This window comes from Halomonas sp. TG39a (assembly GCF_000744395.1).
Lineage (GTDB): Bacteria > Pseudomonadota > Gammaproteobacteria > Pseudomonadales > Halomonadaceae > Vreelandella > Vreelandella ventosae_B.
Genome location: NZ_JQLV01000002.1, coordinates 633,592 through 656,849 on the forward strand (window position 1 = coordinate 633,592; position 23,258 = coordinate 656,849).

The window sequence follows — 23,258 nt, forward strand, 5'->3', positions numbered from 1 at the left end:
ACAAACCTACTCCTTTTCAGCGCCAAGCTGGGTATCGATTGGCCGACGATCCGCGTGTCGGTTGAGTAACACGACAATCAGAGCGCCCACGGCCATTAGCGCGACAACACCGGCCACTTGTGCCGAAGCACCGGTCAATACGGCATAGTCAGCGGGCAATAAATAGCGGTGCTCCAGAGGAATCATTTGCCCTTCTGGCCCTATTTGGTAGCGTAACAGTTCGCGCCATGGCCAGAGAACCGGTAGCGAACCGACAATAAACCCCAGTAGCAATTGCATGGTTGAGGTGTGGTGACGCCTTAACAGCCAGGACAACAGCCGTGAGAACAGTGCTAAGCCGACTATGCAGCCCATGCCAAACAGCACAATGATACCCAGATCCAAACTGCGAATTGCCCCCATGATGGTGCCGTAGAGTCCCATGGTCAGCAATAGAAAGCTGCCTGACACGCCTGGCAGCAGCATGGCGCTAATGGCAATACAGCCTGCCACCATTACTACCAGTGCTTCATTATCCATTAATAACACCAGCGGCATCATGCCGGGCAACGCCTGGGCCAGCATTACTCCCACCAGTAGCGGCAATAAATACCACAGTTTCCAGCCGTTACTCGCCTGCCCCACCACCAGGGCAGAGGCAGCCACCAAGCCAAAAAAGAACCCATCCAGCAGCAATGGATGCGCTTCCATCAACCAGAGCGCCAAGTGTGCCACGCTAAACAGACTAATCGCGACCCCCGCCAATAGCGGCACTAGAAAGGCGAGATTTAAATGCTTGCTCAAGGCCTGCCAGCCACCGCGGCGCCATACGCCAATGGCACTGGGGCCAAACTGTTTGATGGTGTTAATCAGCTCTTCATAAATACCGCTAATAAACGCAATCGTTCCTCCCGACACGCCGGGTACAGCGTCGGCGGCGCCCATCCCTGCGCCGCGTAAAAAAAGTCCTAAGGGTTGCCGCTTCAATCCACTACTCCTTGCAGTAAGGGTACAAAGCGCACGGGCTCAAGCCGACGCTTTTCAAAGGCACTGCCGATGCGCTTTACCTGAGTAAGCCACTGGCTGCCATCAGGCTCTTCCAACGGAGCGATTAGCACCCCATCGTTGCTCAATTGCTCTAGCAGCGCTGTAGGCAACGTTTGGGCACAAGCGGTTAGCAAAATAACGTCGAACGGCGCGACCTCAGGCCAACCATAGCCGCCGTCCGCCACCGCCAGCGTGGCGGGCGCTGCTAACCGTCTTAAGCGCTGCGCCGCACGCTCGTGTAACGCACCAATGCGCTCAATGGAGTAGAGCTCTTCTACCAACCGCGACAGTATCAATGTCTGATAGCCGGACCCTGTGCCCAGCTCCAGAACTCTTCGCGGCTCAGCACGCAGCACAAGCTCCGTCATCCGCGCCACAATGAACGGCTGCGACAGCGTTTGGCTAAAGCCAATCGGTAGCGCGGTATCTTCATAAGCACGATGAGCCAGCGCTTCGTCAACAAACAGGTGACGCGGCTCGCCAGCCATCACCTCCAGCACCCGGGCATCGCTAATACCCTGTTGCATGAGGCGTTCGACCATGCGGTCACGGGTGCGCTGGGAGGTCATGCCGCGACCGCGCAGCTCTCCTGGAGAGATATCAGGCAAAAACATCCAACCATTCCTGCACATCGTTAAGCGCGGGGTGCCGCGTTAGGTCTGTTTGTAGGGGAGTAATCGACACATAGCCCGCTTCGACAGCAGCAAAATCGGTATCATCGCCGTCATCAGCATTGGCCGCTACCGGCGCAATCCAGTAGCGCGCACGGCCGCGCGGGTCTTTGACCGCTAACGGCTTCTCTGCCGGCCCACGATAGCCTAAGCGAGTCACTTTAACGCCTTTGATCTCCTCCCAGGGTACATCGGGCACATTGACATTCAGCAGCGTTCGCGGTGGTAGCGAGAGCTGATCCGCGGCACCGATCAAGGTGGCGGCCACCCTGGCGGCGGTGGCGAAATGGCGCTCACCGCATAGCGACATGGCAATCGCCGTCATTCCCAGATTGCGCCCCTCCATCGCCGCCGCGACGGTGCCGGAATAGAGCACATCATCACCCAGGTTACTGCCGTGATTGATACCTGAGATGACTAAATCCGGCTTTTCGTCCCATACCCCATGCACGCCTAAATAGACACAGTCCGCGGGCGTACCATCGACGCTATAAAAGCCGTTATCCAAAGGTGTCAGCGAGAGCGGCCGTGACAGAGTGAGCGAGTTGCTGGCACCGCTACGGTCTCGGTCGGGCGCCACTACGCGAATATTGGCATGAGCCAACAACGCATCGTGCAGCGCACGCAGCCCAGGCGCATGCACACCATCATCATTGGAAAGCAGCAGTCGCCGCATAGTGGGTCTCCCTGTTTTTAATCGCAAACTTTGTCATCGAAAACGTCGTAAGCACAAGAGACACAAGCGCAAAGCATAAGCACGAAACGTAGCCGCTCATATCCCTCTCTTTTACTAACTTTTCTGTATGCCAAGCTCAATTCTGACAGTTGAATCAGCCTGCCAACATAAGCTCACCCAGCGCGGCGGTGGCAAAACTCCCCCGCGGCAGCGCAAACGCAAGCCGAACGGCGCCAGGTTCCCACGCAAGCTGTGGTTCCAGCAGCCGCATGCGCAGTGCCCGGCGCGCCTGCTTTACACCGCTGCGCTCTAAACCGCTGCATAGCTCGGGGTAGTGCTGCAACAAACGTGCTGTGTAGCCAGCTGCGTCGCCTTGCTCGGACTCGCCAACGCCCCAAAGCACCCCGGTGGGGTGAACATCCAGCTCAGCGGCGCGGGCCTGAAGCGTTGCATCGGAGGCGTCGATACGAAACACGCTTTGCGTGCCGTCCAGCATCAACGTATCGCCTGCCAGCGGCTGCGCCCAGGTGCCATCCGCGATTCGCGCGCTAAGCAGTTCGTTAAACAAAAAACTGCGTGCCGTAGAGAGCATCATACCCTGGCGATCGTCGCGTTTTCGCCAACCTCGGTTAAGTAATGCCTCTGCACGCTGAAGATTACGCCCCTCAGGCCCAAAGCGCTGGGGGCCAAAATAGTTGGGCACGCCCTGCTGGCAAAGTGTCTCCCAGCGGGCGATAAAGTCTTCACCTTCAATGGCCTCACCGCTCAAGCGCAAAACAAACCGATTCGTACGGTGAACACCACGTTTGAGCTTACGGGGGTGGCGCGCCTGTTCAACCACCGTGATACCCAGCACAGTAAGCGACTGCTCAAGCTCAGGTGGCGCGTCACGGCCGGGCAAATGCACACTCAGCCACTGGCGGGTTACGGCTATACGGTCTTTCATGCCTGAGTAACCAATATCACGGGGTGTCACGCCGCAAAGCCGACTTAATGTTTTTACCACATCTAACGTGGTTTGATTGCGCTTTTCAACGCGCAGCCATAGATGTTCACCGTGTGCCTCAGGGGTAAAATCAAGCTGCTCGTCGACCCAAAAATCCTCCGGCTGGGCACGGTACTGGCCCGGTTTGGGCGGGCCGAAATGAGCATCCAAGCTGCGCTGCCACTCAGGCATATTAATCATTAAGCGCCTCAGCACGGTTAAGCAGCACCACCGCCTCAGCGGCGATACCTTCACCGCGCCCGGTGAAACCTAGCCGTTCGGTGGTAGTGGCTTTAACGTTGACTTGCCCCAGCGTAACGCCTAGGTCGGCGGCAATGACTTCCCGCATAGCCTCAATGTGCGGCGCCATTTTAGGCGCTTGGGCCATCAAAGTGGTGTCGATATTGACCACCCCATAGCCCTGTTGTTGCACAAGCGTAACCACATGGCGCAGTAGCTCACGGCTGTCGGCCCCTGCCCACGCTGGGTCGGTATCGGGAAAGTGGCGGCCAATATCGCCCAGCGCACAGGCACCCAACAGCGCATCGCTAATCGCGTGGAGCAGCACATCGCCGTCGGAGTGGGCGACAAAGCCGTGTTCAAACGGCAGCTTAACGCCACCAATCATTAAATGATCGCCGGGGCCGAAGCGGTGTACATCGAATCCGTGGCCGATACGCATTATAAGCTCCTATTTATTCAGCCCTGCCCGGCGCGACAACGGCCTGCGCCGCCATAATCGCGGCGGCCAGCGCCAAGTCGTCCGGGTGGGTAATTTTCAGGTTGTCGCGACGCCCGCTTACCAACTGAGGAAACTCACCCAAGGCTTCAACCGCCGAGGCTTCATCGGTCACCAGCGTTTGCTGCTGGCGAGCGGTTTCCAAGGCTCGTCGCAGCAGCGCATAGCGAAAGCCTTGGGGCGTTAGCGCGTGCCACAAGCCATCCCGGGGTTCGGTTCGTGCGCTCAGGCACTGGTCATCGGCACGTTTCATGGTATCGGCTACCGGCATCGCCAAGAGCGCGCCAGCGGGGTGCGTCGCCACAGCTTGATAAAGCGCCTGAAGGTCGCCCACGGTAATACAGGGGCGGGCCACATCGTGCACCATCACTACGTCATCATCTGCAGCCGCCATGGCGTGTAGGGCATTTAATACGCTGTCCATTCGTTCACTGCCACCCGGCACCCGCTGCCACTTTGCGAAAGGCACCCAGTGCGATGAAAACCAGCGGTCGTCGGCGTCTAGACAGAGCACTAAGCGAGCGGTTGGAAAGGCGCAATGAAGGCGCGCCAAGGTATGCGCCAGCACCGGCTGCTCGTCGGCCAAGGTCAAGTACTGTTTGGGTTTGTCTGCCCCCATTCGGCGGCCTTGACCCGCCGCGGGAACAATTAGCCAGGTTTGGCTCACTGACGTGGCTCCTGGGGAGCAACCAACCCCGCATTGATGCCGATCAGCTCATTTTGGATCGCGACACCCGGCACCCAGAAGAACTGTTCGTCGGTGCGTACCATGCCCATATCGCTACGCGCCCGCTCTTCAATGGCGTCTAAACCGTTTTTTAAATCCGTCACTTCGGCCGCCAGCCGCGCATTGCGCTCGCGCATGGGCACATTGGCCGCCTCTTGAACCGCGACCCGCTGCTCCACTTGCTGCAAATCGCGCCAGCCGCCGTTGCCTAGCCACAATTCATACTGAAGCAGCGCTAGCACCGCGAGCAACGTTATCACTAGCCATTTGCGCATCGCTGCTCTCCTGGACATTATCGGCTGAGATGCAATTTATATCGTCCCACTTATTGGCGCGCATTATGCCATCAAGGAACAATCCCAGCGAGCCGCTGCTTATTTAAATGACAGCTTAAAGGGCAGCGCTTGATGGGCCGCTTCGCGGTAGGCGCTGACATGTTCGCCCTCTTGATGACAAAACTGGGCAACACCGGCAGCCAGCCCAGGGTGGCTAATGTAGTGCAGCGAACGCACCCGCTGGGGAGCAAAACCGCGTACCAGCTTGTGCTCACCCTGGGTACCTGGGTCAAATAGCGTTAAGCCACGCTGCAAACAGTACTCAATGCCCTGGTAATAGCAGGCTTCAAAGTGCAGGCAGTCAGCCACCACTTCGCTTCCCCAGTAACGCCCGTAAAGCGACTTAGTGCCGCGAAAATAGAGCGCTGCCGCCACCGGGCGATCTTCAATATAGGCCTGTACCAGCACCAGCACCTCGGGCATGGTTTGGCGCAGGCGTTCAAAAAAGTCATGGTTTAAATAAGGCGGGCGACCACGCTCATGGTAGGTAATCGCATAGCAGCGATAGAAATGCGCTATATCCGCTGGGGTAATCGCGTCGCCCTCTACGTAGGCAACCTTCAAGCCTTGCTCGGCGACCAAGCGCCGCTCGCGCTTGATCATTTTGCGCCGCTTCGAGGTAAGGCTGGCCAGAAAACCATCAAAATCGCCGAAGCCGCGGTCACGCCACTGAAACTGCACACCTTCACGGCTGATCAGCTCAGGGCACTGCGCCTGCCAAGCGGTGACATCCGCCTCGTCGGCAAACAGCAAGTGCCAGCTAGAGAGATCAAGGCTGTCACACTGTTCACGCCAAGCGTCAGCCAGCAGAGCGCGTATAGCAGGGGCATCGGCGTGCTTGGCGATGAGCGTGCGCGCGCCCGGCACCGGCGTGAACGGCACGGCACTGAGTGCTTTGGGGTAGTAGCGGCCACCAGCACGCTCTAATGCTTCCGCCCAGCCCCAATCAAACACATACTCACCGTAGGAGTGATGTTTGCGATACATCGGCATCGCCGCGACCAGCTGTTCGCCTTGCCATACACTCAGGTGACAAGGCTCCCAACCCGTGGCCATACTGACCGAACCGCTGGCCTCCAGGGCGTGTAAAAACCCATGACGTAAAAAGGGCTGATCAGTATCTACCAGTGAATCCCACTGGCTTGCCGTGACGGCCTCAATGGTGGGTAGAATAGTGATCGACAGTGGGGGTAACGGCATAGCACCTTCCCGAGAGTGTGAGGGCTAAAGGGGCCACTTTACACTAACTGTTTATTTAAACCGTTTACACTCACCCTCTTACCCCAGTCGTTGACATCCATTGGCTGAACCCACGGACTAAATCCACAGACTATGCCAACGACAGCAGATGCGGTGATTAAACGACAGTCATTAACGTTATGCCGCTAGCGGCACATAAGGACAGGCCATGACGCGCGATCTGATGGGTGATTTTCAAACGCAGCGCCAAGCTGCCGAACAAATGCCCTACCCGACGCTAACGCTGCGGCGTGAACGCTTGGCCCGCCTAGCGCGTATGACTAAGCACCATCAGCTTGAGATTATCCGCGCGATTCAAACGGATTTTGGTCAGCGCAGCGACGTGGAAATACGCATGGCTGAAATCAGCCCAGTGATCCACGCTATTCGCCACGCCAGGCTGCATCTATGGCGCTGGATGCGCCCGGGTTCGGCCAGTATGCCGTGGCGTTTAATGCCTGCCCGGGCACGCATCGCACCTCAACCGCTGGGTGTGGTCGGCGTGATGTCGCCCTGGAACTACCCCTGGAGCCTGGCACTCATGCCAGTTGTGGATGCCTTTGCAGCGGGCAATGTGGTAATGCTGAAGCCCAGTGAGCACAGCCCCGCCACCAGCGCCCTGCTCAAGCGCCTAGTGCCGCAATACTTCCCCCATGAAGAGCTCAAAGTAATCGAAGGCGATGTAGCAGTGGCCCGTCGCTTTAGCGAGCTGCCGTTTGATCACTTGGTATTCACTGGCTCTACGGCGGTGGGCCGTCAAGTCGCCCAGGCGGCCGCCGCGAATTTAACCCCAGTGACACTAGAACTGGGCGGAAAGTCACCCGCTATTGTGGCTGGCGATGCGGATTTCGCTAAAGCCGCAGCGGATATTATTTTTGGTAAAGGCATGAACGGCGGGCAAACCTGTATCGCCCCCGACTACGTGCTGGTAGAGAGCCGCCATATGAGTGCCCTGGTTAAGGCGTTAAGCGAGGCTATTCAACAGCAGCGCCCCAATGCCAACGCGGACACCCATGCGATTAATGCGGCCCACCAGCAGCGGCTGGATGCCATGCTACAAGAAGCCCACGACCACGGTTGCAGAGTTATTGATCACGGCCCTTATGCCCCGGCGCTGATTATCGACCCTCACCAGGGGCTTCAGGTGATGCGGGACGAGATTTTTGGCCGCTGCCTACCGGTGATTGGCGTTAGCGATATGGCGGCGGCAATACGCTATGTGAATGCCCGCCCCCACCCCCTAGCGCTGTATGCCTTCACACATGAAAAGGGCTTGCAGCAGCAGTTGCTGCAAACGACTCGCTCTGGCGCGCTGGTATTTAATGCTACGCTGCTCCACCACGCAGTGCCTTCATTGCCCTTTGGCGGCGTCGGTGAGAGCGGCATGGGGGCTTACCATGGGCGCCACGGTTTTGAGCGTTTTAGCCACTTGCGCGGAGTTTTTTATCAGGCGAAACGAGCAACGAGCCGGCTACTTTACCCACCTTACCGGCGTTGGCTAATAAAACTTTTAGGTCTTGGCTAAAGCTTGTGGGTTAATGACCGATAGGTAATTATTCATTGGTATAACTCTTGTACGATATATTTACTTAATCCTCTTCGGTGGAATGGCCATGCAAGCCCCAGATACTCCTCAAAATGAAACACAGCGACTGGCGGCCTTGCATGCTCTACAGGTACTCGATACGCCTAGTGACAAGGCGTTCGAGCGGATGACGCAACTCGCCCGCGACCTGTTCAATGTGCCTGTGGCCTTAGTGTCGTTAATCGATCAAGAGCGGCAGTGGTTTAAATCGCACCAAGGGCTTGAGGAGTGTGAAACCGAGCGGGCCGTCTCGTTCTGCGCCCATGCCATCGCCCACGATGGACCGCTGGTCATTGAAGACACCCATAAAGACGAGCGCTTTGCAGACAATCGACTGGTCACTGACTCGCCGCACATCCGCTTTTACGCAGGATTTCCCATACGGCCACTCCAAGGCATGGCCGTTGGCACCCTGTGCATTATTGACCACCAGCCTCGTACCTTTAGTGAGCGAGATCTAAAGCTGCTCAGTAATTTGGCGGGTCAGGTTGAAGAGCTACTTCGCCAACACAAGCTTCAGATAGAGCTCACCCAGACCGCTAGCAAAATGCAGAAAGAGCAGAAGCTGCTCCAAATCCTCCACCAAGGTATTACCGACTATCAAGCGCTGATGTCGGAAAAACGGCTGTGGGTATTTTTGATGGAGGCGCTGCGCGAGCTCACCGATAGTGACTACGCACTCATTGGCGAAGTACTGCCTACCAACACCACCAACGCACTTAAAGTTCATGCGATTACCCATCTCACGTGGAGCGAAGAATCGCGTAATCTGGTAGACCAACTGCGTAATGGCAGTTTAAAACTCACCAACCCAGACTCAATGTTAGGTCGTGTTTTTGCCTATGGTGAAGTGATCATTGCCGACGACATTGCCCCCCATATTAAACGCAGTGGTTTTCCCATCGCGGACACGCCGTTCCATAACTACCTCGGCGTTCCTATTTTCAGCGGCGAACACCTGATTGGTATGTACGCCATCGCCAATAGCCAGCAACCACTGAACCAGGCGCTGTTGGATTGGCTACAGCCGTTTACCGACACCTGTTCGCTGTTGATCAACCTGTATAGCCAAATGGCCGAGCGCGAACAGGTTATGCGCGACCTCGCCGCGGCTCGTGACCAGGCAGAAACCGCCAGCCGAGCAAAAAGTGAATTTCTCTCATCAATGAGCCACGAGCTGCGCACCCCGCTCAATGCCATCATCGGTTTCTCGCAGATTCTGGCTAATAGCCGCCGCGAACCGCTTGGCGACAAGCAGCACCGCCAGGTCTCCCAAATCGAGCGGAGTGGTCAACACCTACTCAGCCTGATTAACGAAGTGCTGGATTTGGCCAAGATAGAAGCAGGTCATATGACGCTCTCCATTGAGCCGATTATTCTCGCCAACGTGTTTAACGACGCCTGCTCTACCTTGGAAGACTGCGCCGAGGCGGCAGGCATTCAGTTTCGCTATACCTCACCCAATGATCGCTGGCAGGTAAACGCCGACTACACACGCACCAAACAGATACTGTTAAACCTGCTCTCTAATGCGATTAAGTACAACAGCCCCAACGGCTCAATCGATATTACCGTGGCACACTTAGTGGATCATGTGCGTATCAGCGTCACCGACACCGGCTCTGGCATTGCCCCTGAACGCCAACACGAGCTATTTGAACCCTTTAATCGCCTTGATGCAGAAGGTGGCAGCATAGAAGGCTCCGGAATTGGCCTGGCGATTACCCGCGAGCTGGTCGAGCGTATGAACGGCGAGATGGGGGTAGACAGTCAGCCCGGCCAAGGTGCCACTTTTTGGTTTACCTTACCCACTGCTAACGCAGACGCTACCGCCGACGCGCCTCCTGCGTCTCATCCTGTTCATGCGCAGCCCAGCAGTGCTTTTACGCTGCTCTATATCGAGGACAACCCCGCCAATCAGCGGCTGATGGAAGATATTATTGAAGATATGGGCGAGATAACGCTGCAGATTGCGCCCAGCGCTGAAATTGGCCTGGAAATAATGCGCCACTGCTCGCCTGCCCTGGTACTCATGGATGTCCACCTGCCGGGCATGAACGGCTACCAGACATTGGAAGCGATGCGCCGCGACCCACAGCTGCAAGCCTTGCCGGTGGTCGCCCTCTCGGCCAACGCCATGCCGGGCGACATTAGACGCGGTCTGGAAGCAGGCTTTAATGCCTACCTCACCAAACCGCTTGAGCTTGATAAACTAGAAGCCACCATTGCTCAGTTTATTCAGACTGCGTCAGGGAAAGCACCATGAGCCTTACTGAAAAACATTTGTTAATAGTGGATGACAGCACGGTTAACATCGAACTCATGTTCGATCTTCTTGACGAGTATGGGTTCGAGAACGTTCACGGTATCAACGATCCACGTGAGGTGCTCCCTCACTGCCAACAGCAGTTGCCTGATTTACTGCTGCTGGATATACGTATGCCGCACCTAGACGGCTATGCGGTGATTGAAGAGCTCAGGGCGCACTTTGCCGAGCAGATGCCGCCGATTATCGTGCTGACGGCGCAAATTGATGACGCGACCCGCCATCGGGCCCTGAGTATGGGCGTACGCGATTTCATCACCAAACCGTTTAAGCAAGATGAAGTATTGCAACGCATACGCAATACCTTAAACATTGAGCACCGCTACCAGGTGCGTGATAAGCAGGCCGACACCCTCGAACAGATGGTCGCCAAACGCACCCAAGAGTTAGATCGCCAGTCACGCACCGACCCTATTACCCAGCTGCCTAACCGGCGCGGTTTAGACCAGGCGCTGCGCACGGCGGCCCTTAAAGCTTCCGGCACGGGGCTACTGTTTATCGCGATTGATAAACTCGATGACGTAGTGCGCTTGCACGGCTACCGGGTTGCCGACCAACTCCTTCATTTTATTACCCAACGGCTTCGTCGGCAGCTCGACGAGGAGTGTTTGCTCGGCTTATGGGGAGGAAGCGAGCTGCTGGTCATTACCCCCACGGCAAACCCAACCAAACTGCTGGGCCTGGCCGAGCAACTACTCGATTGTTTTGAACAGGATCAGGCGCTGGATGAGCTTTTGCTGCCTCTCAGCGCACGTATCGGTATTAGCGCCGAAGCAGGTTATTTTGAGACAGAACGGTTAGTACATATGGCGGCGTTAGCTTTGCCGCCCCTGGAGTCGCTAAAGGTTCAGCACTACACTCCCGCGCTTGAGACCAAGCAGCGGCAGCGGCTGCATATTCAGCAAGCAATTCGTGGCGCCACCGAGCGCGGTGAGATGTCGCTTGCCTTTCAGCCCAAACTATCTCTGGCTGATCATAAGATTTTAGGCGCGGAAGCGCTGTTACGTTGGCAGCACCCGGAATTCGGGCTTATCTCTCCCGGCGAATTTATTCCGCTGGCTGAGGCCAGTGGTGATATTCTCTCAATCGGCGACTGGGTGCTGGATGAAGCCATGCGTTATATCAGCATCTGGCGGGCAGAAGGACTGCTCAATGATGATTTTCATATTGCGGTAAATGTGGCCGCTCGCCAGCTGTCCCGCAAGGACTTTGCCCAACAGCTGCTTGCCCGTCTTGAACTGTGGCAAATTCCCCAGCGCTTCTTGGCGTTGGAAGTGACCGAATCGGGGTTGATGAGCGATATGAATCACGCTCGTCAGCAGCTTGCCCAATTGGCTGAAATGAATATTGCCGTGGCCATCGACGATTTTGGTACCGGCCAGTCGTCGCTGGCGTATATTAAAACGCTACCGTTTTCGACGCTGAAAATTGATCGTGCCTTTGTGATGGACCTGGAAACCAGCGCGATTGACCGCCAACTGGCGCATACCATTACCCAGCTTGCCCATAGCGTGGGCTGCGATGTAGTGGCGGAAGGCATCGAGACCTCGGCCCAGGCAGCCTATCTAAGTTCAATAGGCTGTGAAGCCGCGCAAGGCTACTTCTACGCCCGTCCGCTGCCTGCTGAGGCATTTGTGGCGTGGTGCGGCGAATGGCAACCGCTCTGCTCCACACCTCCACTTTCCCTATCCCCATACGGAGATCGTTAATGGCTCATGACTTACTTGACCGCTTACGCGAACGTTTAGAAGAACTCAACCGCTCGGAGCGTAAAGTCGCCAATGTAATTCTTGAAGACCCAACGGTCGCCACCAGTCTCAGCATTGCTAGTCTGGCCCAAGCGGCAAGCGTTAGCGAGCCCACGGTTAACCGTTTTTGCCGCAACTTTGGCGCCAAAGGCTACCCTGATTTCAAGATCAAACTGGCCCAGAGCTTAGCCGGTGGTACGCCCTATGTGACCCGCGCGGTGGAGCCCGGCGACTCTGCCACCCAGTACACCCACAAAATTTTTGGCGCCACCATCGCCGCCCTCGATCAAGCCCAGCGCGAAATCGATATGGGCGCCGTCGAGCGTATGGTCGACTACCTCACCCAGGCCAAGCAGATCCACATTTTTGGTTTGGGCGCCTCCGGCGCGGTGGCCCAGGATGCCCAGCACAAGTTCTTCCGCTTCAACCTGCCGGTGATGGCCTATATTGATGTGCTGATGCAGCGCATGGTCGCCGCTGCCTGCCATACGGGTGATGTGGTAGTGATTATCTCCTACACCGGACGCACCCGGGAGCTGGTGGATATCGCCCGTTTGGCGCGGGATGCCGGGGCTGTCGTTCTTGGTATTACCGCGCCCAATTCACCGCTGGCTAGCGAGTGTACCGCCACCCTGGACGTTGCCACCCCCGAAGACACCGACCACTACATGCCGATGACTTCGCGAGTGATTCAGCTAACCCTGATTGACGCGCTGGCCACGGGGGTGACCTTGAGGCGCGGTGAAGACTTCTTACCCCACCTCAAGAAAATCAAAGACAGCCTGCGCGATACGCGCTTTCCGGTGGAAAAGCCGGGGAAGTGAATGGGTAAATAGTGAGGAGTGAATGGTGAGGAGTAAGGAGTTAGCTTACCGCGGCGGTGACGGTGATTTCCACTTTGAGTTCATCGGCGGGCATGGGTGCGCAGACGCAGGTGCGCGCCGGAGCGTAGCCTGCGGGTACCCAGGCATCCCACACCTCGTTCATCGCGGCAAAGTCGCTGCCATCTTTTAGGTAAATAGTCGCGCTAAGCAGCTGCTCACGGCTTGAACCAATCTCTTTCAGTAGCGCATCCACCCGCGCCAACATACTTTCAGTCTGGGCCGTAATATCACCGTCGCGGGCCTCCGGGCCAGTTACTTGGCCACACAGATAGGCCACACCCTGGTGAATCACCGCACGGCTCATGCGGGCTTTTGTATCGTGACGTTGGATAGTCATAGTGCAAACTCCTAACAGGTTGAAAAAAAGCAGTCTAAACCGCCAGGCTTACCCTTGACCATGTCTTCTTTATCAAAGCCGGTCCGTAGGCACCGGACGATGCTCAAACACCCGCCGCAGTACAAAGCTGGTATGCGCGCCGGTAACGCCCTCAATGCGATTAATCACGTGCAACAAAAGGTGCTGATAGTCGTCCATATCGCGCACCAGAATCTTAAGCTGAAAATCCGCCGCCTGGCCGGTAATGATCAGACATTCGATAACGTTAGGAATGTCACGAATATGGCGCTCAAAATTATCGAAGCGCTCCGGCGTATGCTGATCCATGGAGATATGCAGCAACGCCATTAACTGATAGCCCAGTTGGCGGGAATCTACCTCCGCACGGTAGCGCAATATTAGGCCGTGCTCCTCCAGGGCCCGTACCCGGCGCAAACAGGGCGAAGGCGAAAGCCCAATTCGATCAGCCAACTCCTGGTTACTAATGCGCCCCTCCTGCTGGACAATATCCAAGATATGACGATCAAAACGATCCAACACCAGTGGCGATACCGACATAAAAGGCAGCTCCTGCCAAAAAATAAAATATTAAAGAAACTTCCTGCCAATTATTATCTAACACCTCCTATCTTCGCAAGAACCTAGCGCTGCAAACCCTTTACACTATACGAGTTGCCAAAAGCAGCGAACCACTCAGCACGGCCGCCACAAGCAGCCGCTATCCATAAAACGGTTATTTTCAGGAAGACCACCACTTCAGGAAGTTCACTATGTCTGCTTTCGATCATCGCAAATATCGCCCTGCGCCCCGCGTGCCTGCCTTCAATCGCCAATGGCCGGATCGTGATCTGGATCACGCCCCGATCTGGGTGAGCGAAGACCTACGCGACGGCAATCAGGCGCTGCTTGAGCCGATGACCGTTGAGCAAAAGCAGCGCTTCTGGCAGCAGATCGTTAAAGTGGGCATTAAAGAAGTCATGGTAGGCTTTCCTTCGGCCAGCCAGCCCGACTACGACTTCGTGCGCTGGCTGATCGAAGAGAATCAAATTCCCGATGACGTCACCATTGCGGTACTGGTGCAGTGCCGTGAACACTTGATTGAGAAGACCTTTGCCTCGCTGGTGGGGGCCAAGCGCGCCATTGTGCACCTATACAACTCTACCTCAACGATTCAGCGCGAGCGCGTATTTGAAATGGACCGCGCCGGCATTGTTGATATCGCAGTGCAGGGAGCCACCTGGGTCAAAACCTACGCCGACCAATACCCCGATATTGATTGGTGTTTCGAGTACACCCCGGAAAGTTTTTCCAGTACCGAGATCGATTTCTCGCTGGAGATTTGCGAAGCGGTGATGGATGTGTGGCAGCCGACGCCAGAGAATAAATGCATTCTCAACCTGCCTACCACGGTGGAAGTGGCCGGGCCACACCATCACGCCGACCAGATTGAGTACTTCTGCCAGAACATCAGCCGTCGCGACAGCGTGATTATCTCGGTGCATACCCATAATGACCGCGGGGGCGCCGTCGCCTCTGCAGAACTCGCCCTGCTGGCGGGCGCCGAGCGCGTGGAAGGCACACTGCTGGGCAACGGCGAACGCACTGGCAATATGGATATCGTGACCCTGGCCATGAACCTTTATAGCCAGGGCATCGACCCACAGCTGGATCTTTCCAACCCAGATGAAATTATTCAGGTGGTTAATGAGTGCACCGGCATCGCCATGCACCCGCGCCACCCTTGGGTGGGCGAGATGGTCTATACCGCCTTCTCGGGCAGCCATCAGGACGCGATTCGTAAATCCCTCAAGCATCAACAGTCCGACGAGCCGTGGCAAGTGGCCTATTTGCCCATCGACCCCCACGATATCGGCCGCGACTACCAGGCGGTGATTCGCGTCAACAGTCAGTCCGGCAAGGGCGGCATGGCTTTCCTGCTGGAGCGTGATTACGGCATTAATCTGCCGCGTTGGATGATGCTGGCCTTGGCGCCCTTTGTTCAGCAAGAGAGCGAACAGCGCGCCAGCGAACTTTCCAGCGGAATGATTCGCCAGGTGATGTTCGATAATTTCACCCAGGAAGCGCCGCTAACGCTTGTCGATTACCAACTCTCCAAAGGTCAGCAGGAAGGCATTGAGGTCACGCTACAACAGGGCGATGAAACGCTGCGTCTCTCAGGTAAAGGTAACGGCGCCATGTCCGCGTTCACCGATGCGTGGCAGCGCCACTCTGGAAGCAGCGTGGGGATTATCGATTACAGCGAGCACTCGCTGGGTGCCAGCAGTGAAGCCAATGCGATCGCCTTTGTCCAACTCAATATCGATGGCCAGCGGCTTTGCGCAGTGGCCGAAGATAGCGATACTGTGAGTGCATCGCTCAAGGCGCTGTTGTCAGGTATTAACGCAACGATTAACCCAGGTCAGACAACTGAGCAGCGGCCAGAAGCTGCCGCCGAAGCGTAAATGGCTAAGGTTTAGGATCTAATCGGCACACTCAATACACTTCAGCACTAATGGGTCCCAGGTGAGGCGTTTGGCCCCAATCCATTCGCCGCACTCGATACACTCACCGAAGCTTTCCCCTTCAATACGTTGCAGGGCAGCGGCAATTTGCTTTAGCTTCAGCTGACGGCGCTGCTCGCCTGCTTTAGCCATCGCCTGCCCTTGTATCGCATCCATACGCGACAGCCGACCTACCGATGTTTGATCCAGCATCACCGTATCCCGGGAGTCTTCACTGCTGGCGCTCTCCTCACGGAGCGTGGCGTCGAACGTTAGTAATTTCTCACGAATAACGGCTATATCTATCTCTGGGTGATTCATCTGCAACTCTCATCCCGACTGAGCCATAAAAGTGCAGCAATCAGCGCAAAATCAGCACCGGCAACTGGGCATTACGCAACATTGTGGTGGTAGTACTGCCGACTAGCAGGTGACGGATCCGCGAGTGGCCGTAGGCGCCCATCACCAGCATGTCGATATCATGCTCTTGCTTATAGGTACGCAGCGTCTCTTCCACCTCGCCTGCGCGTATCGCCCCTTCCGCGGTGTGCCCCGCTTCACGCAGGGTTTCCAGTGCCCAGCTTAGCTGCGAGCGGTTTTCAGCGGTTTCTGCGCCGACAATCACCACGTGGCAGGTGGCACCCTCAAACAGCGGGCTTTTGGCCAGCATTTCGACACCTTTTCGCGCGGTGTTACTACCGTCGAATGCCATCATCACATTGTGCGGTTGGGTAAACTGTTTCGGCACCATAAGGATCGGCCGATGCATCTCACGTACCACGCGCTCAAGATTAGAACCTAAATGACCGCTGGCTTGGTGCGCCGTCTCGCCTCGCTTGCCCACCACCAAAAGCCGAACGTCTTTTTCGTTCTCAACCAAGGTTTCTACCAAGGTGCCATTGCGCTGCAAACATTGCGGCTCGGCAATACCCGCGTTAATCGCACGCTCTTTGGCCGCGTCTAACAACAGGCGACCGCGTTCACGGGAGACTTTCGCATGCTGCTCTTCAATGCCTGAGAGTTTTTCCAGCAGGTGCTCTCGGGTACCTAGGCCTAGATTTCCGGTTAAATCGGGTTCAGCTACCTGGGCATGGTTATCGACGGTATGAATAAAACTGAGCGGGGCATTAAGCGCTTTGGCGGCCCAGGCCGCATAATCACACACGCCTTCTGAAAATTGAGAACTATCAATAGCGGCCAACACGCGATCTGACATGGGTTACGGCTCCTTGAGCGGGTGCATCAACGTTATTGTTATATTCTCTACCTTTTCTACACGAACTCATTGACTCGCGACAGCCTAGAACGTTCTTTAATACTGCTCTGACGCTATAAAACGTGCGTGCTACACTTAGCAGCCTATTTAAGTGAGCGCCAATGGGGGAAGCATGGGGTATGGTCTAACAAGCGTACTGTTAGTCGCACTAGGCGGCATGCTGGGCGGCATGGGTCGATTTGGCGTTTCCAATCTGATGGCGCGCTGGCTGGGTAAAGCTTTCCCCTGGGGGACCCTGGCGGTTAACGCTAGCGGCGCCTTTATAGCAGGCTGTTTATTGGGCAGTCAGGGCATACCCAGCGATCAACCCTCACCTGTTTGGCTATTTATGGTCGCCGGGCTGCTGGGGGGCTACACCACGGTTTCTTCCTTTAGTCTGCAAACCATTGAACTATGGCAGAGCGGCCAAGCGCTGCGTGCGGCTCTTAATATGGGTACCACACTGCTACTCGGTTTAGTCATGGTCGTATTGGGCTGGCTCGTCGTTGGAGGCTCTCTATGAGCGCCTGGAAAGCCTATTTAGCCGTGGGGTTGGGTAGTGGACTTGGCAGCGTGCTGCGTTACGGCGTTTCACTGCTATCTCAGGCGGCATTGGGGGGGTATTTCCCCTGGGGTACGCTCATCGTCAACGTGCTAGGTTCCTGTTTGATTGGCTGGCTGGCGGCCACCATCTCGCGCTTCCCTCACGGCCAGCTGGCACCTTTACAGCCGTTACTGGTCGCCGGATTTTGCGGTGGCTTTACCACCTTTTCGCTGTTTAGCTTAGAGACGCTGCATCTGGTGCAGTTAGGCCAACCATGGATTGCACTGGCTTATATAGTGGTCAGCTTGCCCCTTTGGCTGGGCGCCGCCGTAGTGGGCGAGCGCATCGCGCTTTTTCGTTAGCAAAACAGTCAGCCACAGGGTAAGCCCGCATGCGCGACCAGATGGAAAAGCATCAGTCTTGGCTCTACCTGGTGTTCATTGGCCTAGGCCTTGCGTTAGGCATCGGGGCGCCGACATTCGCTGAACAGCTCGAACGGTTGCTTTGGCCATTACTCGGCCTACTGCTCTACGCTACGTTTACTCAGATTCCTCTTCTTCGCATTGCCAGTAGCTTGAAAGACACACGCTTTATGGCCGCGCTACTGGTCGGTAACTTTATTGTCATCCCGGCCTTTTTAGCCCTTACCGTTATGTGGCTACCGCTTTCCCCCGCCGTGTTGGCAGGCGTTCTACTGGTACTGCTAGTGCCCTGCACCGATTGGTTTATCACCTTCACGCATCTAGGCAAGGGAAATAGCGCGCAAGCGGTTGCCGCTACCCCGCTCCTGCTGCTGGTGCAGATGGTCGCGCTGCCGGTTTATTTGTGGCTGTTCTTGGGCAGTGAGTGGTTTGGACTGACCCTCTCCAGCGAGCTGCTGAGCGCTTTTGCAGGGCTTATTCTCACCCCCTTAGCACTCGCCTGGCTTACCGAGTACACCGCCCAGCACCATAAAGCGGTAAGGCGAAGCGTACATTACTTAGGGTTACTGCCGGTTCCCTTACTGGCCTTGGTGGTGATGATGATTGCCGCTTCCCAGGTCAACACTGTGTTCGGGCTGAGCCGCGTGCTGGTGCAGGTGGTATTTATCTTTATTGGCTTTCTACTCTTTGCTGCACTGCTGGGTAAGGGGTTAGGTAAGTTGTTTAAACTGCCCACCGAAAGCGCTAGAACGCTAGCGTTCAGCTTTGGCACGCGTAACTCTTTTGTGATGCTGCCCATCGCGCTAACCCTGCCGAGCCCCTGGCAAGCAGCGGTCGTGGTGGTGGTGTTCCAATCTCTGGTAGAGCTATTGGGTATGGTGGCGTTCTTACGCTGGGTGCCTAGCAAGCTTATACCAGAGCAAAAATTTAGCTAACGCGGGAATAACCGCCCAGCACCCCCTGCTTACTCATCACCAGTTGCCAAAGATGAATTTCTCGAGCTCGGAAAGCACCGGCGCAACATAGCAAGTAGTAACGCCACATGCGATAGAAACGCTCGCCATACTGGCTTTCAAAGGTGGGCCAGTGCGTCTCAAAGTTATCGTGCCAAGCCATTAGAGTACGGTCGTAATCGGCCCCAAAGTTATGTACGTCCTCCACCACGAACAGCGCTTCAGTGGCATCCGCGATTTGCCCCAAGGTGGGCAATTCGCCATTGGGGAAAATATACTTATCAATCCAGGGGTCAGTCACCGTGTTGCTCAAGTTTTTGCCGATGGTATGCAGTAAAAACAGCCCGTCATCTTTTAAGCAGCGGTTAACCACGCTCATATACTCGCGGTAGTTTTTATGCCCCACATGCTCAAACATGCCAATACTAACAATACGGTCAAACTGCTCGGTCTCATTACGGTAATCTTGCAAGCGAAACGCTACCGGCAGCCCGTTTTTTATCAGCCGCTGCCCGAACTCCGCCTGCTCTTTGGAGATCGTCAGGCCCACGCACTCAACACCGTAATGCTCAGCCGCGTAGGCCATAAAACTGCCCCAGCCGCAGCCGATATCCAGCACCCGCATCCCCGGTTTTAATTGCAATTTACGGCAGACCAGGTCGAGTTTGGCTTCCTGAGCTTCGTCTAGGGTTTGGGCATTTTTCCAGTAGCCGCAGGTGTAGGTCATGCGCTGATCGAGCATGGCCGCGTAGAAGTCATTACCCAGATCGTAATGCTTTTCGCCCACTTCCCAGGCACGCTTCGCCGTTTGACGATTCAGCAGGCGCGAACGCAGAGAGTGATACATCAATTGAGTGGGTTTGATACGCTGCCCGAGCCGAGCACGCATTAAGCGGTAAAACAACTCATCAAGCCGATCGGCGTCCCAGTCCCCCTTCATGTAGCTTTCGCCAAACCCAAGATTACCTCGCGAAAGAGCGCTATCAATAACGCCGGGAGCATTCAATTGGATATCCCAGGGGCGGTGCCCGTCGAGATGAATATCGGCTTGGGCCAGTAGCTCGGCGACAAAACGGTGGGACGTTGAGGCTTCGTCGAAGCCAACAGGCTTTTTTTCCAACATGGGCATGTTCACAGCAGGCTCCTTACGCTATTCCAGTGGGTGAATAGGTTACAACCTGACTACTAGCATAGAAGCGCATTGCAACATTAGCATCATTTGATGGAGATAATTTAGGCACTGCAGAGACTAAGAAGCCGGCTCACTCAAGAAAGAGGGCCGGCTGCGGAAAACAAATCGCAATGCGAGCTAAACTTGCTTATTGGGCCTTAGCGCAGAATCAACACCGGTATGCGACTACCACGGAGCATGGCCGTTGTGGTGCTACCGACTAGCAGGTGACGAATACGGGAGTGCCCGTAGGCGCCCATCACCAACAGGTCAATGCCCTGCTCTTTTTCATAAGCTTGCAGGGCTTCGTCTACCTCGCCAGCACGAATAGCGCCCTCGGCTTGGTGGCCCGCTTCGCGCAATGTGCTTAACGCCCATTCGAGCTCGGAGCGGTGTTCAGCCGTTTCCGCACCCACGATCAGCACATGGCACTCAGTGCCCGCAAAAAGGGGCGAGCGTGCCAGCATCTCAACGCCTTTACGGGCGGTTTTGCTGCCGTCAAAGGCCATCAGGATCTTTTCAGGCTGCTTGAAGGTTTTCGGCACCATTAGAATCGGTCGGTGCAGTTCACGCACCACGCGTTCAAGGTTAGAGCCAAGATGCCCACTGGCCTGGTGGGCGGTTTCACCGCGTTTACCCACCACCAGCAAACGCATCTCTTCTTCAAGCTCTAATAGGCTCTCTACCAGGGTGCCATTGCGCTGGCGAGTAACGGGGTCGCTGACCCCATCCTCAATTGCCCGCGCTTTAGCCGCTTCCAGCATCAGCTTGCCATGCTCGCGGTTCACCTTAGCGCGCTGCTCATCAAGGTCAGAAAGCTCTTTCATCAGCCTTTCGCGGGCACCAAAACGTAGGTTGCCGGAAAGATTCTGCTCTTCAGGTACTTCTGAGTGGTTGTCGACCACATGCACAAAGGTTAACGGTGCATCCATGGCCAAGCTTGCCCAGGCAGCGTAATCGCAGACGCCTTCAGAAAACTGGGAGCCGTCAATAGCGGCTAATACTTGATCTGTCATATCGCTCTCCATGCGTTGGTTTAGTGGCCGCCCATCAGTTTTTCAACCGCTTCGGGGTCATTGTGTACCGCATAGCGATCCACTACCGTTGCGCTGGCTTCGCTCAGACCCACCATCTCTACCTCGGTACCTTCACGGCGGAATTTAATCACCACGCGATCCAGCGCCTGCACGGCGGTAATATCCCAGAAGTGCGCCCGGGAGAGATTGATAGTGACTTTATCGATACTCTCTTTAAAGTCGAAGGCGGCGATAAAGCGCTCGGAGGAAGCAAAGAACACCTGACCAACGACTTCGTATTCACGCTCTTTCCCCGGTTTTATTTCTTTAGAGCCGATATACATAATGTTGCCGACTTTGTTGGCAAAGAACATCGCCGCTAACAGCACACCAACGAATACGCCAATCGCCAAGTTGTGGGTACCTACCGTTACGATAACGGTGGCCACCATGACGATGTTAGTGCTCATGGGATGCTTTTTCAGATCGCGAATCGACTCCCAGCTAAAGGTACCTATAGAGACCATAATCATTACCGCCACCAGCGCGGCCATGGGGATCTGGGATACCCAATCGGCCAGGAAAACCACCATCAGCAGTAGTGCGATACCGGCGATTAACGTCGAGGTACGACGACGGCCACCGGATTTAATATTGATCACCGATTGGCCAATCATGGCGCAGCCCGCCATACCGCCAATCAAACCCGCGCCAATGTTGGCAATACCCTGGCCTTTACACTCGCGGTTTTTGTCGCTCTTGGTATCAGTTAAGTCATCAATAATGGTCGCCGTCATCATTGATTCAAGCAGGCCCACCACAGTTAACATTAGCGAATAGGGCAGGATGATCATCAGGGTTTCAAAGTTCAGCGGCACATCGGGCCATAAGAACATCGGCAGGCTATCGGGCAGCTCGCCCATATCGCCAACGCTGCGAATATCCATGCCGGTCAGCATGTACACGGCGGTGAGTACAACAATACATACCAGTGGAGAAGGAATGGCTTTACCCACTACCGGCACATAGGGAAAGCCGTAAATGATGGCCAGGCCCGCAATGGTCATTGCATAAACGTGCCAAGTGACGTCAGTCAGCTCGGGCAACTGGGCCATAAAGATCAGTATGGCCAGCGCGTTGACAAACCCTGTCACCACCGAGCGCGATACGAATCGCATCAACTCAGCAAGCTTTAGATAACCTGCCACAATCTGCAGCACACCGGTCAACAGTGTGGCGGCCAGCAGGTACTCTAAACCGTGCTCTTTCACCAGGGTGATCATGAGTAGCGCCATGGCGCCGGTTGCCGCTGAGATCATGCCGGAGCGGCCGCCAGTAAAGGCGATAATCACACAGATAGCGAAGGAGGCGTAAAGGCCGACCTTCGGGTCAACGCCTGCGATGATCGAGAACGCAATGGCCTCGGGGATTAGCGCTAGCGCTACGACAATCCCCGCCAGGGTGTCGCCCTTGAGATTGGAGAGCCAGGATTGTTTAAACTTTTCGTACATGCGAGGGATCCATGGTTTTAGGTTAATAACAGGCCAAAAGCGGTCAAACAGCGCAGCCAACAAGGGAAGCACCGCCAACACATTGGCACGCTGGGATGATCAGCTTTTTGTTTTAAATAGTGATGAGCTAGCGTTAGGTACCGCTAAATTCAGGTACTGGAAACTTGAGCGCTGAGAACCTGATCGTTAAGAGCTGGGTCGTTAAGAATCAGTCGTTAAGATCTTAGCCGCTATAAACAAGTACCAGAAAGCGATGACAGAGCAGTGAATGCACTATCAGCACCTTAGAGGGGGCGAGGGGCTAGGGCGGAGTCATCAGCCCTGAAAAGCAATATGTGAATGCAGTCATTGGCAGAGATTCTTTTACAGTTGCGAAAAGAAAGGGTTGTGCATATAACGCGTCGCAAGAAGCGTATTGTAGAAAGCCAAGTGCGACAAAGTGCCGTATCCTACCAGTAATTCTGCTGCATTGCACCTAACGTCTAACCCTTGGGCTAAAACTCCCCCAGAGGTATGTCGCTACTTTAGACAGAGTGACCTTGCCCCCGTTTCTGGCGTACCATTGGGCCATTAAAGGCGCTATCGATTGGTAACTTTCCTGAAATGA

23 protein-coding genes are annotated in these 23,258 nt (G+C 55.6%); 8 read left to right on the forward strand and 15 right to left on the reverse strand.

Going from position 1 to position 23,258, the window contains the following annotated elements; genetic code table 11:
- Positions 1-6: 6 nt before the first annotated feature.
- From U738_RS21035 to U738_RS21070, 8 genes are all read right to left on the reverse strand, one after another.
- Positions 7-966, reverse strand: coding sequence for a DUF368 domain-containing protein (locus U738_RS21035; RefSeq protein ID WP_035585122.1), 960 nt, complete (start codon positions 964-966; stop codon positions 7-9).
- Positions 963-1,640, reverse strand: a complete 678-nt coding sequence (locus tag U738_RS21040; RefSeq protein ID WP_035585124.1) for a protein-L-isoaspartate(D-aspartate) O-methyltransferase — start codon at positions 1,638-1,640, stop codon at positions 963-965. Before U738_RS21040 ends, U738_RS21035 begins: the two co-directional genes overlap by 4 nt.
- The gene (gene surE, locus U738_RS21045; protein WP_035585125.1) at positions 1,627-2,373 is read right to left on the reverse strand and encodes a 5'/3'-nucleotidase SurE; all 747 of its coding nucleotides are present in this window, start codon (positions 2,371-2,373) and stop codon (positions 1,627-1,629) included. The genes U738_RS21040 and surE overlap by 14 nt, the downstream gene beginning before the upstream one ends.
- A 154-nt stretch (positions 2,374-2,527) precedes the next feature.
- The gene (gene truD / locus U738_RS21050; protein WP_035585127.1) at positions 2,528-3,559 is read right to left on the reverse strand and encodes a tRNA pseudouridine(13) synthase TruD; all 1,032 of its coding nucleotides are present in this window, start codon (positions 3,557-3,559) and stop codon (positions 2,528-2,530) included.
- Entirely contained in the window at positions 3,552-4,040 is a 489-nt protein-coding gene (gene ispF, locus U738_RS21055; RefSeq protein ID WP_035585129.1) for a 2-C-methyl-D-erythritol 2,4-cyclodiphosphate synthase, read from the reverse strand. Before ispF ends, truD begins: the two co-directional genes overlap by 8 nt.
- A gap of 13 nt (positions 4,041-4,053) precedes the next feature.
- On the reverse strand, positions 4,054-4,764 hold the full coding sequence (ispD, locus tag U738_RS21060) for a 2-C-methyl-D-erythritol 4-phosphate cytidylyltransferase (protein ID WP_035585130.1): 711 nt from the start codon (positions 4,762-4,764) through the stop codon (positions 4,054-4,056).
- Positions 4,761-5,099 carry a cell division protein FtsB gene (gene ftsB, locus U738_RS21065; RefSeq protein WP_035585132.1) on the reverse strand — a complete coding sequence of 113 codons (339 nt, stop codon included), beginning with the start codon at positions 5,097-5,099 and terminating at the stop codon, positions 4,761-4,763. Before ftsB ends, ispD begins: the two co-directional genes overlap by 4 nt.
- Positions 5,100-5,198: 99 nt before the next feature.
- Positions 5,199-6,359: a GNAT family N-acetyltransferase gene (locus tag U738_RS21070; protein WP_035585134.1), complete on the reverse strand. Its 1,161-nt coding sequence runs from the start codon at positions 6,357-6,359 to the stop codon at positions 5,199-5,201.
- Between the two features lie 208 nt (positions 6,360-6,567).
- On the opposite strand from U738_RS21070, the gene U738_RS21075 reads away from it, so the two are divergent.
- The 4 genes from U738_RS21075 to U738_RS21090 all read left to right on the forward strand — a co-directional run bounded on the left by U738_RS21075 (position 6,568) and on the right by U738_RS21090 (position 12,881).
- Complete coding sequence (locus U738_RS21075) at positions 6,568-7,923, forward strand: aldehyde dehydrogenase family protein (protein WP_035585135.1); 1,356 nt, start codon at positions 6,568-6,570, stop codon at positions 7,921-7,923.
- 88 nt (positions 7,924-8,011) lie between these two features.
- A complete protein-coding gene (locus U738_RS21080) occupies positions 8,012-10,249 on the forward strand; it encodes an ATP-binding protein (protein ID WP_035585137.1) in 2,238 nt (745 codons plus the stop codon).
- Entirely contained in the window at positions 10,246-12,018 is a 1,773-nt protein-coding gene (locus U738_RS21085; protein ID WP_035585139.1) for an EAL domain-containing response regulator, read from the forward strand. Before U738_RS21080 ends, U738_RS21085 begins: the two co-directional genes overlap by 4 nt.
- Positions 12,018-12,881, forward strand: coding sequence for a MurR/RpiR family transcriptional regulator (locus U738_RS21090; protein ID WP_035585140.1), 864 nt, complete (start codon positions 12,018-12,020; stop codon positions 12,879-12,881). The genes U738_RS21085 and U738_RS21090 overlap by 1 nt, the downstream gene beginning before the upstream one ends.
- A gap of 40 nt (positions 12,882-12,921) precedes the next feature.
- Here U738_RS21090 and U738_RS21095 read toward each other — a convergent pair whose 3' ends face one another.
- Entirely contained in the window at positions 12,922-13,278 is a 357-nt protein-coding gene (locus U738_RS21095) for a RidA family protein (RefSeq protein ID WP_035585143.1), read from the reverse strand.
- Between the two features lie 72 nt (positions 13,279-13,350).
- Positions 13,351-13,836 (reverse strand): Lrp/AsnC family transcriptional regulator, encoded by a 486-nt coding sequence (locus tag U738_RS21100; RefSeq protein WP_035585145.1) that lies wholly within the window; start codon positions 13,834-13,836, stop codon positions 13,351-13,353.
- A 212-nt stretch (positions 13,837-14,048) separates the two neighbouring features.
- Here U738_RS21100 and U738_RS21105 point away from each other — a divergent pair, with 212 nt between their 5' ends.
- Positions 14,049-15,740 carry a 2-isopropylmalate synthase gene (locus U738_RS21105; protein ID WP_035585147.1) on the forward strand — a complete coding sequence of 564 codons (1,692 nt, stop codon included), beginning with the start codon at positions 14,049-14,051 and terminating at the stop codon, positions 15,738-15,740.
- Positions 15,741-15,758: 18 nt separating this feature from the next.
- Here the strand turns inward: U738_RS21105 and U738_RS21110 are convergent, their stop codons facing one another.
- Together U738_RS21110 and U738_RS21115 are read right to left on the reverse strand one after the other, a co-directional pair.
- Positions 15,759-16,100: a TraR/DksA family transcriptional regulator gene (locus U738_RS21110; RefSeq protein WP_035585149.1), complete on the reverse strand. Its 342-nt coding sequence runs from the start codon at positions 16,098-16,100 to the stop codon at positions 15,759-15,761.
- Between the two features lie 40 nt (positions 16,101-16,140).
- The gene (locus U738_RS21115; protein ID WP_035585151.1) at positions 16,141-16,995 is read right to left on the reverse strand and encodes a universal stress protein; all 855 of its coding nucleotides are present in this window, start codon (positions 16,993-16,995) and stop codon (positions 16,141-16,143) included.
- Positions 16,996-17,167: 172 nt separating this feature from the next.
- On the opposite strand from U738_RS21115, the gene crcB reads away from it, so the two are divergent.
- From crcB to U738_RS21130, 3 genes are read left to right on the forward strand one after another with little or no spacing between them, the layout of a single operon-like run.
- Complete coding sequence (gene crcB, locus U738_RS21120; RefSeq protein WP_035585153.1) at positions 17,168-17,557, forward strand: fluoride efflux transporter CrcB; 390 nt, start codon at positions 17,168-17,170, stop codon at positions 17,555-17,557.
- Complete coding sequence (locus U738_RS21125) at positions 17,554-17,940, forward strand: fluoride efflux transporter FluC (RefSeq protein ID WP_035585156.1); 387 nt, start codon at positions 17,554-17,556, stop codon at positions 17,938-17,940. The genes crcB and U738_RS21125 overlap by 4 nt, the downstream gene beginning before the upstream one ends.
- 29 nt (positions 17,941-17,969) lie before the next feature.
- On the forward strand, positions 17,970-18,935 hold the full coding sequence (locus U738_RS21130) for an arsenic resistance protein (RefSeq protein ID WP_035585158.1): 966 nt from the start codon (positions 17,970-17,972) through the stop codon (positions 18,933-18,935).
- Here U738_RS21130 and cfa read toward each other — a convergent pair.
- The 3 genes from cfa to U738_RS21145 form a co-directional block, all read right to left on the reverse strand.
- Positions 18,928-20,082 (reverse strand): cyclopropane fatty acyl phospholipid synthase, encoded by a 1,155-nt coding sequence (gene cfa, locus U738_RS21135; protein ID WP_200882508.1) that lies wholly within the window; start codon positions 20,080-20,082, stop codon positions 18,928-18,930. The two genes, U738_RS21130 and cfa, sit on opposite strands and share 8 nt — an antisense overlap.
- A 200-nt stretch (positions 20,083-20,282) precedes the next feature.
- Entirely contained in the window at positions 20,283-21,140 is an 858-nt protein-coding gene (locus U738_RS21140) for a universal stress protein (RefSeq protein ID WP_035585162.1), read from the reverse strand.
- 20 nt (positions 21,141-21,160) lie between these two features.
- A complete protein-coding gene (locus U738_RS21145; RefSeq protein WP_035585164.1) occupies positions 21,161-22,651 on the reverse strand; it encodes a SulP family inorganic anion transporter in 1,491 nt (496 codons plus the stop codon).
- Positions 22,652-23,258: the final 607 nt, after the last annotated feature.